15 protein-coding genes and 1 tRNA gene are annotated in these 15,430 nt (G+C 40.4%); 8 read left to right on the forward strand and 8 right to left on the reverse strand.

All coding sequences use genetic code 11. The features are described 5' to 3' along the window. Positions 1-31: 31 nt before the first annotated feature. A complete protein-coding gene (locus ACIQ6T_RS07315; protein WP_395785251.1) occupies positions 32-1,156 on the reverse strand; it encodes a GNAT family N-acetyltransferase in 1,125 nt (374 codons plus the stop codon). A gap of 109 nt (positions 1,157-1,265) precedes the next feature. On the opposite strand from ACIQ6T_RS07315, the gene ACIQ6T_RS07320 reads away from it, so the two are divergent. After that, a complete protein-coding gene (locus ACIQ6T_RS07320; protein ID WP_395785252.1) occupies positions 1,266-1,538 on the forward strand; it encodes a hypothetical protein in 273 nt (90 codons plus the stop codon). Positions 1,539-1,597: 59 nt separating this feature from the next. Here the strand turns inward: ACIQ6T_RS07320 and ACIQ6T_RS07325 are convergent, their stop codons facing one another. From ACIQ6T_RS07325 to atpA, 7 genes are all read right to left on the reverse strand, one after another. Continuing rightward, a complete protein-coding gene (locus ACIQ6T_RS07325; RefSeq protein ID WP_395785253.1) occupies positions 1,598-2,182 on the reverse strand; it encodes a Crp/Fnr family transcriptional regulator in 585 nt (194 codons plus the stop codon). A gap of 392 nt (positions 2,183-2,574) precedes the next feature. Next, entirely contained in the window at positions 2,575-3,090 is a 516-nt protein-coding gene (locus ACIQ6T_RS07330; protein WP_395785254.1) for a hypothetical protein, read from the reverse strand. 349 nt (positions 3,091-3,439) lie between these two features. Next, positions 3,440-3,511 (reverse strand) — tRNA-Arg (locus ACIQ6T_RS07335). 223 nt (positions 3,512-3,734) lie between these two features. Continuing rightward, positions 3,735-5,009 carry a GTPase HflX gene (hflX, locus tag ACIQ6T_RS07340; protein ID WP_395785255.1) on the reverse strand — a complete coding sequence of 425 codons (1,275 nt, stop codon included), beginning with the start codon at positions 5,007-5,009 and terminating at the stop codon, positions 3,735-3,737. Positions 5,010-5,071: 62 nt separating this feature from the next. Next, positions 5,072-5,893, reverse strand: coding sequence for a DUF2911 domain-containing protein (locus ACIQ6T_RS07345; protein WP_395785256.1), 822 nt, complete (start codon positions 5,891-5,893; stop codon positions 5,072-5,074). Positions 5,894-5,897: 4 nt separating this feature from the next. After that, positions 5,898-6,776 (reverse strand): ATP synthase F1 subunit gamma, encoded by an 879-nt coding sequence (gene atpG / locus ACIQ6T_RS07350; RefSeq protein WP_395785257.1) that lies wholly within the window; start codon positions 6,774-6,776, stop codon positions 5,898-5,900. Between the two features lie 13 nt (positions 6,777-6,789). Continuing rightward, positions 6,790-8,370: a F0F1 ATP synthase subunit alpha gene (gene atpA, locus ACIQ6T_RS07355; RefSeq protein WP_395767276.1), complete on the reverse strand. Its 1,581-nt coding sequence runs from the start codon at positions 8,368-8,370 to the stop codon at positions 6,790-6,792. A gap of 223 nt (positions 8,371-8,593) precedes the next feature. Here atpA and ACIQ6T_RS07360 point away from each other — a divergent pair, with 223 nt between their 5' ends. The 7 genes from ACIQ6T_RS07360 to ACIQ6T_RS07390 all read left to right on the forward strand — a co-directional run bounded on the left by ACIQ6T_RS07360 (position 8,594) and on the right by ACIQ6T_RS07390 (position 15,415). Next, a complete protein-coding gene (locus tag ACIQ6T_RS07360) occupies positions 8,594-9,355 on the forward strand; it encodes an FKBP-type peptidyl-prolyl cis-trans isomerase (RefSeq protein WP_395767277.1) in 762 nt (253 codons plus the stop codon). 1 nt (position 9,356) lies between these two features. Next, positions 9,357-11,438 (forward strand): carboxy terminal-processing peptidase, encoded by a 2,082-nt coding sequence (locus ACIQ6T_RS07365; protein WP_395767278.1) that lies wholly within the window; start codon positions 9,357-9,359, stop codon positions 11,436-11,438. Between the two features lie 2 nt (positions 11,439-11,440). Continuing rightward, positions 11,441-12,241: an inositol monophosphatase family protein gene (locus ACIQ6T_RS07370; RefSeq protein WP_395785258.1), complete on the forward strand. Its 801-nt coding sequence runs from the start codon at positions 11,441-11,443 to the stop codon at positions 12,239-12,241. Continuing rightward, the gene (locus tag ACIQ6T_RS07375; RefSeq protein ID WP_395767280.1) at positions 12,229-12,375 is read left to right on the forward strand and encodes a FeoB-associated Cys-rich membrane protein; all 147 of its coding nucleotides are present in this window, start codon (positions 12,229-12,231) and stop codon (positions 12,373-12,375) included. The genes ACIQ6T_RS07370 and ACIQ6T_RS07375 overlap by 13 nt, the downstream gene beginning before the upstream one ends. Then, the gene (locus ACIQ6T_RS07380) at positions 12,372-14,126 is read left to right on the forward strand and encodes an ABC transporter ATP-binding protein (protein WP_395767281.1); all 1,755 of its coding nucleotides are present in this window, start codon (positions 12,372-12,374) and stop codon (positions 14,124-14,126) included. Before ACIQ6T_RS07375 ends, ACIQ6T_RS07380 begins: the two co-directional genes overlap by 4 nt. Before the next feature lie 19 nt (positions 14,127-14,145). Continuing rightward, the gene (locus ACIQ6T_RS07385) at positions 14,146-15,036 is read left to right on the forward strand and encodes an outer membrane protein assembly factor BamD (RefSeq protein ID WP_395767282.1); all 891 of its coding nucleotides are present in this window, start codon (positions 14,146-14,148) and stop codon (positions 15,034-15,036) included. Between the two features lie 61 nt (positions 15,037-15,097). After that, positions 15,098-15,415 (forward strand): DNA-directed RNA polymerase subunit omega, encoded by a 318-nt coding sequence (locus ACIQ6T_RS07390; RefSeq protein WP_395767391.1) that lies wholly within the window; start codon positions 15,098-15,100, stop codon positions 15,413-15,415. The last annotated feature ends 15 nt before the right edge of the window (positions 15,416-15,430 follow it).

Consider the following 15,430-nt stretch of genomic DNA (forward strand, 5'->3'; position numbering starts at 1 on the left):
TAATTCAACGCTTTTGACAGTTAAGAAATGGTCAAGATTTAAATGGATTTCGTTCAATCCATTTGGCTTTTGGTTCGAGTAGGTTGAAAATAAAGCCTAGGTTTCGATTGACCATGGTATTTTTATGTTGCATCCATCCGAATAATTGTTCGGGTTTGGCGCCTATGGAGCTTTTGATTTCCATCGCAGTTCGTCCAAAGTTGATGCGCTTAAATCCGTTATGAATACTACACCCAAGCATATCATAAAGCATATTTAGGTAGAGCATTTTCTCCTTTTGGATTTTTTCGTCGTAGCCGAGGAAGTAGGTTTCTAGAATTTCGTCGTGGTGGATGAGTGTATTAAAGCCAATTAATTCTCCGCTCTCAAAATAGGCAAAAAACCGAAAGCTATCTCCTAATTCTTTTTTGAGCGAATAAAAGTGATTCTTGGTTAAGAAAAAGGTGTTGAAAGGCGCGTGGTCCGCGACGTGACGGTACAGCGTATAAATTTCGTTTTCTAGCTGGTCAATTTCGTCTAATGTTAATTGGCGCTTTTCTATGCCAATGGCCTTTTTGCGTGCGCGCTTATATTGATCTCGGTATTTTTTGGTTAGCGCTTGTACGTAATCAGTTTCTTTCGTCCACTCGGGGCGAAGGTCGATGAACATATTAGGCTGGGAGCTGAATTGAAGGCTTTTTTGGAAGGCTGCTTGGTCAAAAAGTGGGCGATCAATGGCTTCGAAATCCTTGAATATGTTCAAGTGGGGCGTTGGAGTTAGTTCTGTTACGAAGGTTTTTAAGCCTGCGAGGATTTCGGGTTTGTTGGCGCTTGGACTAAACGAAATGGCGTGTTGGCCTGTCAACATATTATTCCCAATAATCGCAAGTTTCGATGAATAGCGTTTAAATAGAAAGTTTCGGAGTAGGGTTAAAGCGCCATGATCTCGATTGCCGAAGCTGGCTAATTTTCCAAGATCGAGATGCTGCAACATGGCTGTTGCGATTAATTCGTTTGCTTGATAAATACCGATGAATTGGCAGGTAATATTTCCCGGTGCTGAATTTTCAAGGACACGTAGGTAGGTCGATTGTAGAAATATACTTTGTGCGGCTACTTGATCCCAGTCTGTTGGAAGGGCGGAAGCGGACTCGAAAATGCGGTATTGGTAGTTCAAAAATTATTGTTTACAACTAGTAAACCGTGAATCAAAGTGTTTTGTTCCCAGTGGATAAAGTTGTGATTACCCAATTTTTTCTATTGTTAAAAAATCAAATTTGGGTCTTATGAAGGCATTACGAATCAAAACATGTGATGATGTTTTAAATTTGAGTCGATTCGATATCGTTTTACTTAAGGATATTTTCGATTTTAGTTTATCGTTTTCGCCCTTAAAAAAGGAAGCTGTTATTCAGTTAAAATTTCAAAAAGGAGGGCAGTTGGCCTTGTGCTTACGTTGTGATGAATCACATTTTGAGAAATTTAAATTGAGGAGGGAAAGGTTTCAAGCAAATGAAGATTATTACTTTGATTTGTCTGATTGGTTGCAAATAAAATGAAATTATATTTAGAACAAGGAGTTTTGCAAATCCCTGATTATTTTAATCAGGGATTTTTTTTATCCAACCTCTACCTTTTGATTCAATAGTTTTGACAAATAGGTGGCTTCGATATTTAAAAATGAACACAAGTATTTTTGTTTAACCCGCTTTAGTAAAAATGGATATTCTTTTTCAATATACTTTAATCGATCATGTGCTGATAATGTTCTTAAAAATTCACATTGATTTTGGTATTCGCAGAGATTGTTTAAAAGCTCATGGATTGAAAATTTTGCGAAATTTGTACTTAAATCAACTAAATATAAATATGATTTTTTATTGATGTAATAAACTACTGAATCTTCGATTGCTTCAAAATACTCTTTTGACGGTTGGCCAAAATGAAAACTATTTACTGTAGTAACAAAATCACCTTCCTTCGTAAACCAAGTTGTTACTTCTTTTTCATCGTCCAAACGGTAGATTCTTATAAGCCCTTTCTCGATGTAAAATAATTTATCGCAGATTTCTCCAGCTTCGATGATGAATTCTCCCTTGTTTACTTTTTTTGAATAAACTAATTTTAAAAACCATTCGAAAAACACATTATTGCTTCCTTTGAAAAAGTAAGGACTTTGAGCTAATCGTTCAGTTAATTTCATGGTTTAGTTTCAGGAGTATCGAATTGCCTTAAAATTCAAAAATATTTTCTGGAAATACAAATATCCATTAGAGGTGTCGGATAGATCCCCGGTCTTAGCAAATATTTGATTTAGACGCTGGTGATTTGTAGAACTTATGAAGGAGCGACACTTTGCGTCTCTACAAATGTCATGACAAAGCGTCTAATGTCCAACGTCTTGCGTCCAATGTCCAACGTCCAACGTCTAACGTCTAACGTCTAACGTCTATTTTGTGGCCCCGGCGGGAATCGAGTCGGGCGCGACTTTTACTGCAAAACTACAATAGAAGTCCAAAGCTTGAATTTAGCACTTCACTTTCATAGAAGCACCAAACCCCCGCTTTTGCAAAACGGCTGTTAGCTGCTGGTGTTTTAAATTTCATTTTCCGACAAGTCCTTAGCCAAACTTGCAATTTTAAGTTTTCGGTTTCTAATTACATAGTTTAAATCAGATGTGTTGTCAATCATTAATTGTCTATTATAATAATTGATGTGTTCAAGAATGCCAAAAACGTTTGCAATGATTGCCCAAAATATCAAATTCTCTGTTTTCACTTCCCAATTGTTAAAATATAGCTGGATAATAAATACTAACGGAATTAAGCCTATCATAAAAAGGTTGTTTTTTTTCGATTTTCTAAAAAATATTAGATTCTTGTTTTGGTCAAATGGCTTTCCTGTAAGCCTATTAAGTTTTAGCTTCCAATAATGTTGTCCTTGAAACAATATGAAAATGCACAGAACTAAGCCATATAAAATAAATATTATATCAAGAAATGAATTAGTAAAGAGCAAATAGATTGCAATTAATGGGAAAGTAATAAATGCGTGCATCCGTTCCATTGGATAATACCAATTTAACCGTTTTATTAAATCTTTTTTTGTCATTTTTCTGTTTTTATTTATTGTCAGTTTGTACACTTGCAGCTAACTAGTATATAGGCGCTATAAACATTCTCCTATCACCCCAAATATAGGTAGATTGTCGCTATAAATTAGCGTGTTATTCAATGTCACCATAACATAAAATTATTATACGTATTCAAATGAATTATTTTATTTTAACAAATAAACCTACCCCCGATAATCAACTCTTGACATCTTAGAATTGGGGAACTATCAGTTTAAGAATTCTACTTGTAGGGGTTTAGGGAAACATAGTTAAGTCTTAAGTTAGAGGAATATTCCCGAAAGTCATAAAACAAAACCCTCGCTCTGATGCAAGGGTTTTTTAGTGTCGTCCCAGCAAGAATCGAACTTGCATCTAAAATTTAGGAAATTCTTGTTTTATCCATTAAACTATGGGACGTTAGTATTATTTCAAATATACTATACTGCTACACACTTTTACTACACACTTACACTTTTTCACTTTCTAAATCTATCCCAAATCTAGTCCTGTATTTACTATTGACAATCTTTTAGTATAATCAATACTGGAACCTTTAGGAAACGCCTATTCTATCCGTTGAACTACAGCGCCAATATTCTCACCTCTTAATTCTCACCTCTTAACTCTTACCTCTCACATCTCAACTCTCCGGAACCACCCCATCATTATACCCCATCAAGTGATTAGTATCCAACCAATTTGGGAATATCTGAAAATGTTTTTCCTTAATAATTTCCATCACCATACCACGTAATTCACCCAAATTTGAGCGTTGTTCCGCTGATATAAATACGGTTTTAGGCGTATTCGTTTGCCAATGTGATTGCTTCAAAAAGCGCGTCACACGCTCCATTTTTGTTAACTCCGGATTGCCATCTTCATCCACTGCTGCTCCTTCAAAGAAAACATCTTCGACGTTATATAGGTCAATTTTGTTGAAAACCAGGATCGTTGGCTTATCACCCGCGCCCATCTCATTCAAAATCCCTTGTACAACTTCAATTTGTTCTTCAAAATTTGGGTGCGAAATGTCAACGACATGGAGTAAGATATCCGCCTCTCGAACCTCGTCCAACGTAGATTTAAAGGATTCAATCAATAGGGTAGGGAGCTTGCGAATGAATCCTACCGTATCTGTCAATAAAAATGGAATGTTATCCCAAACCACCTTGCGAACCGTAGAGTCCACCGTGGCAAATAATTTATTTTCAGCGAAAACATCCACTTTAGCTAATTTCTGCATGAGCGTCGATTTGCCCACGTTGGTATATCCCACGAGCGAAATACGAACCATGCGGTCCCGGTTCTTCCGCTGGGTCGAAGACTGTTTGTCGATGTTTTCTAATTTATCTTTTAAAAAGGAAATGCGGTCGTTGGCAATCCGACGATCCGTCTCCAATTCTTTTTCACCTGGTCCACGCATTCCCACGCCACCGCGCTGCTTTGAAAGGTGCGACCACATGCGCGTTAATCGGGGCAACATGTATTGATATTGGGCTAGTTCAACTTGGGTTTTGGCCTGAATTGTTTTAGCACGCTGGGCAAAAATATTGAGAATTAATAAACTACGATCTAATACTTTCATCTCTCTGCCCAAGAGTGAGATTTCATATTCGATGTTACGGACTTGTGAGGGGCTTAAATCATCATCAAAAATGAGCATATCTACATCTTTCGCGATTAGATAAGCAATAATCTCTTCTAATTTCCCCTTACCCACGTAGGTGCGGTTATCAGGTTTAGCTAAGTTTTGTGTGAAACTTGCTAAGGTCAATACACCTGATGTTGAGGCTAAAAAGGCCAACTCCGTTAAATACTCCGACGTTTGTACCGCATTTTGTTTCTGCGTAGTTACAGCCACAAGTACTGCCGTTTCTTTTTCCTCTCCCGTACTATATCCGTTTTCTTCCTTCATAATTTTAAGCTAAAAAAAGCCTTTCCGATTAAGAAAGGCTTTCTTGCTCTGTTTAGTTCCAATTATAAGCCATCAATTAATTTTTGATTTAAGCTCACGTAATCTTCATTTTTTCCAGCTTTCGCTAATTCGATGGATTTTAGGGCAGTAGCTTTAGCGCCAACTTTATCTCCTAATTTGGCTTGAATTTTCGCTTTTAAATGCATGACCCAATAGGCTGAAGGATTAGCTTCAGACGCTTTGGTCACCCAATCCAATGCTTTTTTCAAATCACGACCAGTCTCGTAATAATAAGACGCCGATTCAAAATAAGGTTTGGTATCAACGCTCATTGCCTTCTCAATAGAAGCAGCAATTTTAGCATCAATTTCCGTGGTTACCGGAATGGATACACTTGTTTTTTCCCACATGATTTGAATTTCACATGTATTGGCAATCACTTGGCCCAACTGAATCGTAAATGATTCCACGCTAGAAGCAAGCGAAATGGTAGGTACTGATACTTTTAGCACGTCTTCCTCTGGATGGTAATTGAAAACGCCATTTGTTCCTTTATTGAAAATGATTTCCCAGCTTTTAGCGGAAGGAACAATCATTAGCTGATATGAACCCGCTTTCAGTTCTTTACCCGCAATTTTGACATCTTCGCCAAAAGTCACTTTGGTTGGGTTATTCGCTCCCGCTCTCCATAATTTACCAAAGGGAACGATATCACCAAAGATGGTACGTCCTTTAATGATCGGACGCGAATAGACTACTTCGATGAAGGACTGCGAAAAATCTTGTTTGATCGTTTGACCAGGACTTGGTGCCGGCATTTTAATGCCCTGTGCCATTGTTTGCAACGAGATTAAAACGAAGATAAAAACGAATAATTGCTTCATAATTTTAGGCTGAAAGGGCTTCGGCTCCACCTACGATTTCAAGGATTTCCTTGGTAATCGCAGCTTGACGTGAGCGGTTATATTCTAATTTTAATGCTTTGATTAATTCACCCGCGTTTTCTGTCGCTTTGTCCATGGCAGTCATTCGAGCGCCATGTTCAGATGAATTGGACTCTAATAATGCTCTAAAAATGGACAACTTAATTGACTTAGGAATTAACTCTGAAATGATTTGCTCCTCAGAAGGTTCAAAGATATAATCGACTGCACTTGATTTTACACTCGTTTCAGCCGCTACCAAAGGAAGCAATTGCTCCGTTTGGATGATTTGCGTGGCTACGTTTTTGGAGTAATTAAACAATATTTCAACCACATCGAATTGCTTTTCCATGAACGCATTCAACATGAATTCACCGATTTCCCGAACGTTTGAGAAATTCAAACGCGAAAAGATATCTACATGCGCATCATTAACTTTATAACCACGTCTTGATAGATATTCACCCCCTTTTTTACCCAGGGATAAAACTTCTACTTGGCCCGCTGCGTGTAAACTCGCGTATTTCTCCTGCACCAAAGCCATAGCTGCTTTACCTACATTGGCATTGAAAGCACCACAAAGACCACGATCTGAGGTTACAACGATTATCATAACCCGTTTTACTTCGCGTACTTCCGTGAATGGATTTTCCGCACCAGCTTCTGTTTGAGCAGAGACGGTGGAAATCATTTCAGCTAATTTGCTTGCGTAAGGGCGCATTTGTTGAATGGCATCTTGTGCCCGACGCAACTTAGCTGCCGAAACCATTTTCATAGCTTTCGTGATTTGCTGCGTTGAATTGACAGATACAATTCTATTTCTTACTTCTTTTAAGGAAGCCATAGTAGTCTAAATTTTATGCTTTGTACTTAGCTGCAACTTCATTACCCACACGCTTCAATGTAGCAGTTAGGGTATCATCGTATTTTCCTTGACCTAAAGCCTCTAAAGTAGCTTTTTCCGTCGCGCGCAATACTTGAATGAAATCTTGTTCGAATTCGCGAACTTTTTCTACCGGAACATTATCCAAGTTACCTGTAGTTGCTAAATAAATCATAGCTACCTGCTCTTCTACACGCTGTGGTGCAAATTGAGGTTGCTTTAACATTTCTAGGTTACGACGACCACGGTCAATCGTTAACTTCGTAGATGCATCTAAATCGGAACCAAACTTCGAGAATGCTTCTAATTCACGGAATTGTGCTTGATCCAATTTCAATGTACCCGCCACTTTCTTCATCGATTTGATCTGTGCATTACCACCCACACGTGATACCGAAATACCTACGTTGATCGCTGGACGAATACCCGCATTAAACAAGTTAGTTTCTAAGAAGATTTGGCCATCCGTAATCGAAATTACGTTGGTTGGAATATATGCCGAAACGTCACCTGCCTGTGTTTCAATAATTGGAAGAGCCGTTAAGCTACCGCCACCTTTCACAATCCCTTTGATGGAATCAGGTAAATCATTCATGCTTCGCGCAATCTCGTCCGAGTTGTTGATTTTCGCCGCACGCTCCAATAAACGAGAGTGTAAGTAGAAAACGTCTCCTGGATATGCCTCACGTCCCGGTGGACGACGTAATAATAAAGATACTTCACGGTATGCTACCGCTTGCTTCGATAAATCATCGTAAACAACTAAGGCAGGCCGACCGGTATCCCGGAAGAATTCTCCGATCGCAGCTCCTGTAAATGGTGCGTAAAATTGCATCGGTGCAGGATCACCCGCAGATGCAGAAACGATAACCGTATAATCCATCGCGCCAGCCTTACGAAGCGTTTGCTCGATTTGCTTAACAGTGGATGCTTTTTGACCAATGGCTACATAGATACAAAATACCGGCTCGCCTTTGTCGTAAAATTCTCTTTGATTGATGATCGTATCGATACAAACAGCTGTTTTACCAGTTTGACGGTCACCGATTACCAACTCACGCTGGCCACGACCTACTGGAATCATCGCATCGATTGCCTTGATACCTGATTGTAATGGTTCTGTTACCGGTTGACGGAAGATTACACCTGGTGCTTTACGCTCCAATGGCATCTCATATAACTTTCCAGTGATAGGACCATTTCCATCGATAGGCTCACCTAATGTATTCACAACGCGACCTAAAATTCCGTCTCCTACTTGTACAGACGCAATTAAGTTCGTACGCTTTACCGTATCACCCTCTTTAATCTGGCTAGAATCGCCCAAAAGTACAGCTCCTACATTGTCCTCCTCTAAGTTCAAGGCTAAGGCTTTTAAACCGTTTTCAAAAACGATCAATTCACCCGCTTGTACATTGGAAAGGCCATAAATACGAGCCACACCATCACCCACTTGGAGTACAGTGCCTATTTCTTCTAATTCTGTTTGAGTTTTCGCCTGAGATAACTGCTCTCTTAAAATTGCCGAAACCTCATCTGGTCTTACTGATGCCATACTAAAGTTTTATGTTTTTTATTATAAAATTTCGAGTGCAAAATTAGCTAGGAAATTTCAATATTCCCATAACTTTGGTAAAAAATCAGCCTATTTATAAGACTTTTTTTAGATTGTTTTTTTAGCGCAAAAATGACGCCTGTTAAATGCCGTTAATTTTATTGAGCGAGCCGCAATTTTCGTGTATCTTAGGAACTTTATTTTTGAATCAAATCAGATTTTCATGAACTTTTTAAAACCATTGGCATACCTAACAGCCGCCTCTTTACTTACTTTTTCTTCGTTTGCACAAACCAAGCCTAAGGCTCCACTTAAAACCAAACCTAAATTGACCGTTTCCGTAACAAAAGTTCCGGTTAAGCCATTTAACTCCGCTATTGATTCGGTTTCCTATGCCGTAGGTGTTTTGGTTGCTCAAAATTTTAAATCTCAAAAAGTAACCTTGAATCCAGAAATGGTTGCCAAAGGCTTTGCTTCTGTGACATCAGGTGGGAAACTATTAATCAGCGAGCAAGAATGTCAGAGTGTCATGAATAATTTCATGATGAAGAACCAACAAGCCCAAGCGGCTGAGCAAGCAAAACAATATGAGCCAAATCGCGTTGAAGGAGAGAAGTTCTTGGCAGCGAATAAATTGAAAGATTCTGTGATCACGACGGCTTCTGGTTTACAATATAAAGTACTTAAAATGGGGGATGGCCCCAAGCCCTCTGCAGCCGATAAGGTGAAAGTACATTATCATGGAACATTAATCAATGGAGAAATTTTTGATTCTTCAGTGAATCGCGGCGAACCGATTTCTTTCCCTGTGTCAGGCGTGATTCCTGGCTGGGTTGAAGCGCTGCAATTAATGCCCGTTGGGTCTAAATTTAAATTATACATTCCTCAAGAATTAGCTTACGGCATTCGAGGAGGTGGTCAAACGATCAAGCCTTACGCAGCCCTTATTTTTGATGTGGAACTATTAGCGATCGAAAAAGAATAACATGAAAAGGATACTTCCGATTTTAATTCCTTTGTCTTTATTGGTAGTTGTTTTCCTGCACGGGAAAACGCAGGATACCCAGGTAAAGGCAACATATGAGCAAGGTGATTTACAGCCAACGGAAACGCAAAAGAAGGTAGAGCGTTTGGTGTTTGGTATTTTAAGCAATTACCATTATCGGAAGATTCCTGTGAATGATTCCTTATCATCCAAGATTTTTGATGCCTATATCAAAAACCTAGATCCCAATAAAGTCTTCTTTTTAGCAGCTGATGTCGCGGAAATGGAGAAATATAGGCTCACAATCGATGAGCAATTGAATATGGGGGATTTGACATCTGCTTTTCAGATGTATAACCGGTATCAAAAGCGCATGTTAGAGCGCTATGCTTACATCGACCAACTAATGAAGCAACCGGTTGAATTTACCTCGGATGAGACTTATCAGCCTGATCGTGAAAAAGCGCAATGGGCCGAAACGGCTGAGGAGCTAAATAATTATTGGCGCAAAGACTTAAAGCGTCAATTGCTAGATTGGAAAATTGGGGGCAAAGCAGACACAACTGCCATCCGGGAATTGAAAGAGCGGTATGCGCGTTCTGCCAAATACATGGCTCGTACCCGGTCGGAAGATGTTTTTCAAGTATTTATGAACGCCTACACGGAAAGTATCGACCCACACACGTCGTATATGATTCCGAAAGCGGCGCAAGAATTTAACAAGGACATGTCCCAAAGTTTTGAGGGAATCGGAGCCACACTTCGTCTAGAAGGTGATTATGTAACCATTCAGGATTTAATACCTGGTGGTCCAGCGTTCCGTAGTAAATTGATCAATCCCAAAGACCGCATTGTAGGTGTAGCTCAAGGTGACGAAGGCGCGTTTGTCGATGTGATCGGTTGGTTTACCGACGATGCCGTCAAGTTAATTCGGGGTACCAAGGGTACCGTTGTCCGGTTGAAAATTTTAGCAGCGAATGGAGTAACGGGTTCCCCTACTTCGGAGGTACGCATTGTACGTGAGAAAATTAAAATTGAAGAGCAAAAAGCGAAACAAGAGGTATTGAATTTCAAACAGGGAGATAAAAATGTGAAGATTGGTTTGATTACCATTCCCATGTTCTACCGGGATTTCGAGGGAGCGCGTAAGCGTGAGGCTGATTTTAATTCAACAACCTCGGATGTCCGTAAGTTTTTAACGGCTTTTAAGCAATCGGGCGTCGACGGCGTAGTGATTGATTTGCGAAATAATGGGGGAGGCTCCTTAATTGAAGCCGTCGATTTGACGGGTTTATTTATTACGAAAGGACCGGTTGTACAGCGCAAGCAGGCCGACGGTAAGATTTCGCAAGAAGTAGATCGCGATATCGAACAAGTTTATGCCGGTCCATTAGTTATTATGATTAATCGCTTTTCAGCTTCTGCCTCCGAGATTTTTGCCGCTGCCATACAAGATTACAAACGTGGAATCATTGTCGGGGAGCAGTCTTATGGAAAAGGTACGGTTCAATCAGTGGTGGACTTAGATAATTATTTAGGGGATGGGAAGGAGCCGGCGGGCCAACTGAAAATTACGTTGGAGAAGTTTTACCGTGTAAATGGTAGTTCGACGCAGCATAAAGGAGTTAGTCCGGATTTTGCGTTACCATCAGCTTTCTCTGCGGAGGAGTTTGGCGAAAGTTCGCAGCCTAGTGCGTTGCCTTGGGATATGATTGCATCAACGAGCTATCAGCCTACGAACAATGTTGTGCCTGCGGTACTAAGTAAAATGCAAGCGGCGTATGCGACACGTTTAAAAACCAAGCCGGACTTGATCAAGTTGCGGGCCGATTTTGAGCGTTGGAAAAAAATCAAAGAGACCAATTCCATTTCATTGAACATGGAAAAGCGAAAGAAGGAATTGGATGAGCAGAAGAAAAAACCGGATGAGTCTCAGGCGGTGATGGATGCGCTGGGTGGAGCGGATGAGTCGACTGCCGACAAAGACAAGAAGGAGAACGCGGCAGATAAACATGCCAAAGACGCATATTTAAAAGAAACCCAACAAATCCTTGCGGATTGGTTGGCCTTACAACCTAAGTAGATATGTTGGATCTGGCCAACTTGCTAAACTTATCGAAGCCGGTAGTCTTGGAAACGGGGCGCTGGATTCAGTCGGTGGTGAATGACATCGGGCAGGAGGATATTCAATATAAGGGAACGAATGATTTGGTTTCCTATGTGGACCAGACGGCTGAAAAACGGCTAAAAGAGGGCTTGGGAAGGGTTTTTCCGGAAGCAGGATTTGTGGCAGAGGAGTCGGCCTCAGATTACAGTGAGGTGGGTGATGGCTACTATTGGGTGATTGATCCGTTAGATGGTACGACAAATTTCTTGCATCGACTGCCTATTTATGCGGTATCTGTGGGCTTAATTTATCAGAAACAGCCGATATTGGGGTTGATTTATGAGCCTAATCGAGATGAATTATTTTGCGCTGCGAAGGGAACTGGGGCTTTTTTGAATGATCAATCGATTCATGTTTCAGATCAAAATCAGGTAAGTCGGAGCTTGTTAGCAACAGGTTTTCCGTATTATGATTTTTCTTATCAGGATCAATATTTAGCTTTGCTAAAGGAATTGATGCAAAAAAGTCACGGTTTACGTCGGATGGGTGCTGCGGCAATCGACTTGGCGTATACGGCATGTGGTCGTTTTGAGGGCTTTTTTGAGGCAAATTTAAAACCTTGGGATGTGGCGGCAGGAAAAATTATTATCGAAGAGGCGGGTGGATCTGTGACGAATTTTTCGGGTGGGGATGAGGTAATTTTTAGTGGGGAGATTATTGGGGCTGGGCCTATATTTGATGAATTTTTACGCATACTACAATCGAAATGGAAACCGTAATTATTGCGCTGATTTTTGTGGGAGCTTTGGTGTATTTAGGCCGACTGGTTTATCAACAGTTTTGGGGTAAGTCGGCTGGTCAATGTGCCAAAGGCTGTGGGACGTGTGCGGCGATGCCAACTGAAATTAAATGAACGAAAAGGAGATTGGCAAGATTGTTGACTGGCATATTATTCGCCGCATTTACGGCTTTATTCAGCCGTACAAAATTCGTTTTTGGTTTTTAGTTTTATTGATTTTAGGGACAGCTAGTGTTTCGCCGGTGATCCCGTTGATGATTCGATTTACATTAGACAACTATGTGAGTTTGGGTCACATGGCGGAGTTGTTGCAGCAATTTATGCTGATGATTCTTGTCTTATTGGTACAAACTTCCCTTCAATTTTCAACGAGTTATTTAGCGGGCTTTTTAGGCCAAACAGTCATTCGTGATATCCGTGTTCAGTTATATGCTAAAATTGTCCATTTGCGTTTAGCTTTTTTTGACGCCACTCCGATTGGTCGTTTGGTAACTCGTACGGTATCGGACATAGAAACTTTGAACGATGTGTTTTCAGAGGGTTTAGCTTCGATTGCTGGAGATTTGCTTCAATTATTTTTGATTATTGGGGTTATGTTTTACACGGATTGGCGGTTGACTTGCGTGATTTTAGCCACCTTGCCCTTCATGTTTTTCTCGACGTATGTTTTTAAGGAGTATATCAAAAAATCATTTAATGAGGTTCGTTTAGCAGTCGCTAATTTGAATTCCTTTGTACAGGAGCATATTTCTGGGATGATGGTTGTGCAGTTGTTTCATGCGGAGAAGCGTGAGCTGGCCAAATTCAATGTGATTAATCAAGCGCATCGCGATGCGAATATTAAGGGGATTTTGGCTTATTCGGTTTATTTTCCCGTGGCGGATGTGATTTCGGCGGTGGGTTCAGGGTTTGTGGTTTGGATGGCGTCAACTTATATTTTACGTGAGGAGATAACATTAGGGACGCTGACGGCGTTTGTGATGTTCATAAATTTATTTTTCCGTCCGATTCGGATGCTTGCGGATCGGTTTAATACGCTTCAGATGGGGATTGTGTCAACGGAGCGGATTTTGACTTTGTTGGACTCGACGGATTACATCCAAAATAATGGGTCTGTATTGGCCGATGAAGTACGTGGTGAAATTAAATTTAACGAGGTAAGTTTTGCGTACCAAGAGCCTGAATGGGTTGTTAAGCACGTTGATTTTACTGTTCCGGCTGGAAAGACGATGGCGATTGTGGGCGCTACTGGCGCTGGGAAATCGTCCATAATTGGGTTGTTGGCTCGTATGTATGATTGCCAACAAGGCGTCATTGAGATTGATGGGGTTGCTTTGCCGGATTATGAGATTGAAAGTTTGCGGGAGAATATTGCGGTTGTGTTGCAGGATGTGTTTTTGTTTAGTTCATCGATTGCTTATAATATTCATTTGGGTGATGACCGGATAACGCAGGAAAAGATGGAAGAGGCGGCTAGGGCAGTTGGGGTACATGATTTTATCATGAGTTTACCTGGTGGCTATGCCTATGAGGTAATGGAGCGTGGGGCTACGTTAAGTGTGGGGCAGCGTCAATTGATTTCGTTTGTGCGTGCGATGGTGCGTAATCCAAAGATAATTGTGTTGGATGAGGCGACGTCATCGGTGGATTCGGATTCGGAGTTAATGATCCAACAAGCCATAGCAACCTTGATGAAGGGGCGCACAGCGGTGGTAATTGCACATCGATTGTCGACGATTCGGAATGCGAATCAAATTTTGGTGATGGATAAAGGGGAAATTAAAGAGCGGGGAAATCATGAAGAGTTATTGAATCAGGGAGGCTTATATTCGACGCTGTATCATTTACAATTTAGTCGTAATTAATCCTTATCTTTGCGCGCTTATGAAGTTGAAAAATTATTTATTGGTTCTATTAATCGCAGTGATCGGGTTGAGTTCATGCGGTAAGTTTGAGAAATTTAGAAAAAGCGCTAGTGTTCCTTTGAAGTACAAGGCTGCGATGGATTACTACAAGAAGAAGGAATTTGATAAGGCTGGAATTTTATTTGATGAAATTCTACCTGTATTGAAGGGGGATTCGACGCAGGAGTTGGCTACATTTTATCAAGCTTATTGTGACTTCAATTTGAGTAATTATGCGGTTGCGAATTCTCATTTTAAGAAATTTGCCGAAGTTTTTTCGCGTAGTGAATTTGCGGAGGAGGCGATATATATGTCGGCATTCTCCCTCTACAAAGACTCTCCGAATTACAATTTGGACCAAACAGGGACTTTGGCAGCCATTAATGAGTTGCAGGGTTATTTGAATAATTATCCGGAGACAAAGTACAAGGATGAGTGTACGCAGATGATTAAGGATTTGCGTAAGAAGTTGGAGCGGAAAGCGTATGAGAAGGCGAAGTTGTACTATAAGACATCGCCGTTTAATATTTTGTCGTTGAAGTCTTCGGTTATTGAGATAACGAATTTCCAACGTGATTTTCCGGATTCGGATTACAGTGAAGAAATCGCGTATTTAAAGGTCGTTTCGCAATTTGATTTGGCGGAGAGTACGATTGAGTCGAGGCAGCGGGAACGTTATGGAGATGCAGTAAAATTCTATTTAGAATTAATTGATAAATATCCTAGTAGTGCTTATTTGAAGTTATCTGAAAAGATGTACACGACTAGTTTGAAGGAAGTGGCTCGTTTGACGGCTGTGGAGGCGGAGCAGAAAGCTTTGCAGGAGAAAAAGCAGTCGAATACGTCGAAGGTGACGACGAGTCCACAATAGTTTTATTCGAAAAAATACTTTATTTTTGCAACCTTAATTTAAAATTAACGAGATGTCTAAGATCCAAACAAATCCATCCATCATTACGCGTGATGTAGATAAAATTGCTATTAAGACGGGGAATACGTATGAGTCAATTTCGATTATTGGCCAGCGTGCGCGTCAAATTTCAAGCAAAATGAAAGAGGAATTGTCTGGCAAATTGTCGGAGTTTGCTTCTTCGGTTGATAACTTGGAAGAGATTTTCGAGAACCGTGAGCAGATCGAAATTTCAAAATATTATGAGCGTATGCCTAAACCAAGCGCTTTGGCGATTGATGAGTTTTTGGCAGACAAGATTGATTATAGAGCACGCGAGGAATCTACAGACGGAAACTAATTTTTCTTCGTTTGA

Origin of the sequence: Aquirufa sp. (assembly GCF_044377215.1) — a bacterium.
Lineage (GTDB): Bacteria > Bacteroidota > Bacteroidia > Cytophagales > Spirosomataceae > Aquirufa.

Coding starts and splice junctions, on each gene's coding strand:
- ACIQ6T_RS07330 (WP_395785254.1), bottom strand. CDS start 3,090: ATGACAAAAAAAGATTTAATAAAACGGTTAAATTGGTATTATCCAATG.
- hflX (WP_395785255.1), bottom strand. CDS start 5,009: ATGAAGGAAGAAAACGGATATAGTACGGGAGAGGAAAAAGAAACGGCA.
- ACIQ6T_RS07320 (WP_395785252.1), top strand. CDS start 1,266: ATGAAGGCATTACGAATCAAAACATGTGATGATGTTTTAAATTTGAGT.
- ACIQ6T_RS07370 (WP_395785258.1), top strand. CDS start 11,441: ATGTTGGATCTGGCCAACTTGCTAAACTTATCGAAGCCGGTAGTCTTG.
- atpG (WP_395785257.1), bottom strand. CDS start 6,776: ATGGCTTCCTTAAAAGAAGTAAGAAATAGAATTGTATCTGTCAATTCA.
- ACIQ6T_RS07325 (WP_395785253.1), bottom strand. CDS start 2,182: ATGAAATTAACTGAACGATTAGCTCAAAGTCCTTACTTTTTCAAAGGA.
- ACIQ6T_RS07375 (WP_395767280.1), top strand. CDS start 12,229: ATGGAAACCGTAATTATTGCGCTGATTTTTGTGGGAGCTTTGGTGTAT.
- ACIQ6T_RS07345 (WP_395785256.1), bottom strand. CDS start 5,893: ATGAAGCAATTATTCGTTTTTATCTTCGTTTTAATCTCGTTGCAAACA.
- ACIQ6T_RS07360 (WP_395767277.1), top strand. CDS start 8,594: ATGAACTTTTTAAAACCATTGGCATACCTAACAGCCGCCTCTTTACTT.
- atpA (WP_395767276.1), bottom strand. CDS start 8,370: ATGGCATCAGTAAGACCAGATGAGGTTTCGGCAATTTTAAGAGAGCAG.
- ACIQ6T_RS07380 (WP_395767281.1), top strand. CDS start 12,372: ATGAACGAAAAGGAGATTGGCAAGATTGTTGACTGGCATATTATTCGC.
- ACIQ6T_RS07385 (WP_395767282.1), top strand. CDS start 14,146: ATGAAGTTGAAAAATTATTTATTGGTTCTATTAATCGCAGTGATCGGG.
- ACIQ6T_RS07365 (WP_395767278.1), top strand. CDS start 9,357: ATGAAAAGGATACTTCCGATTTTAATTCCTTTGTCTTTATTGGTAGTT.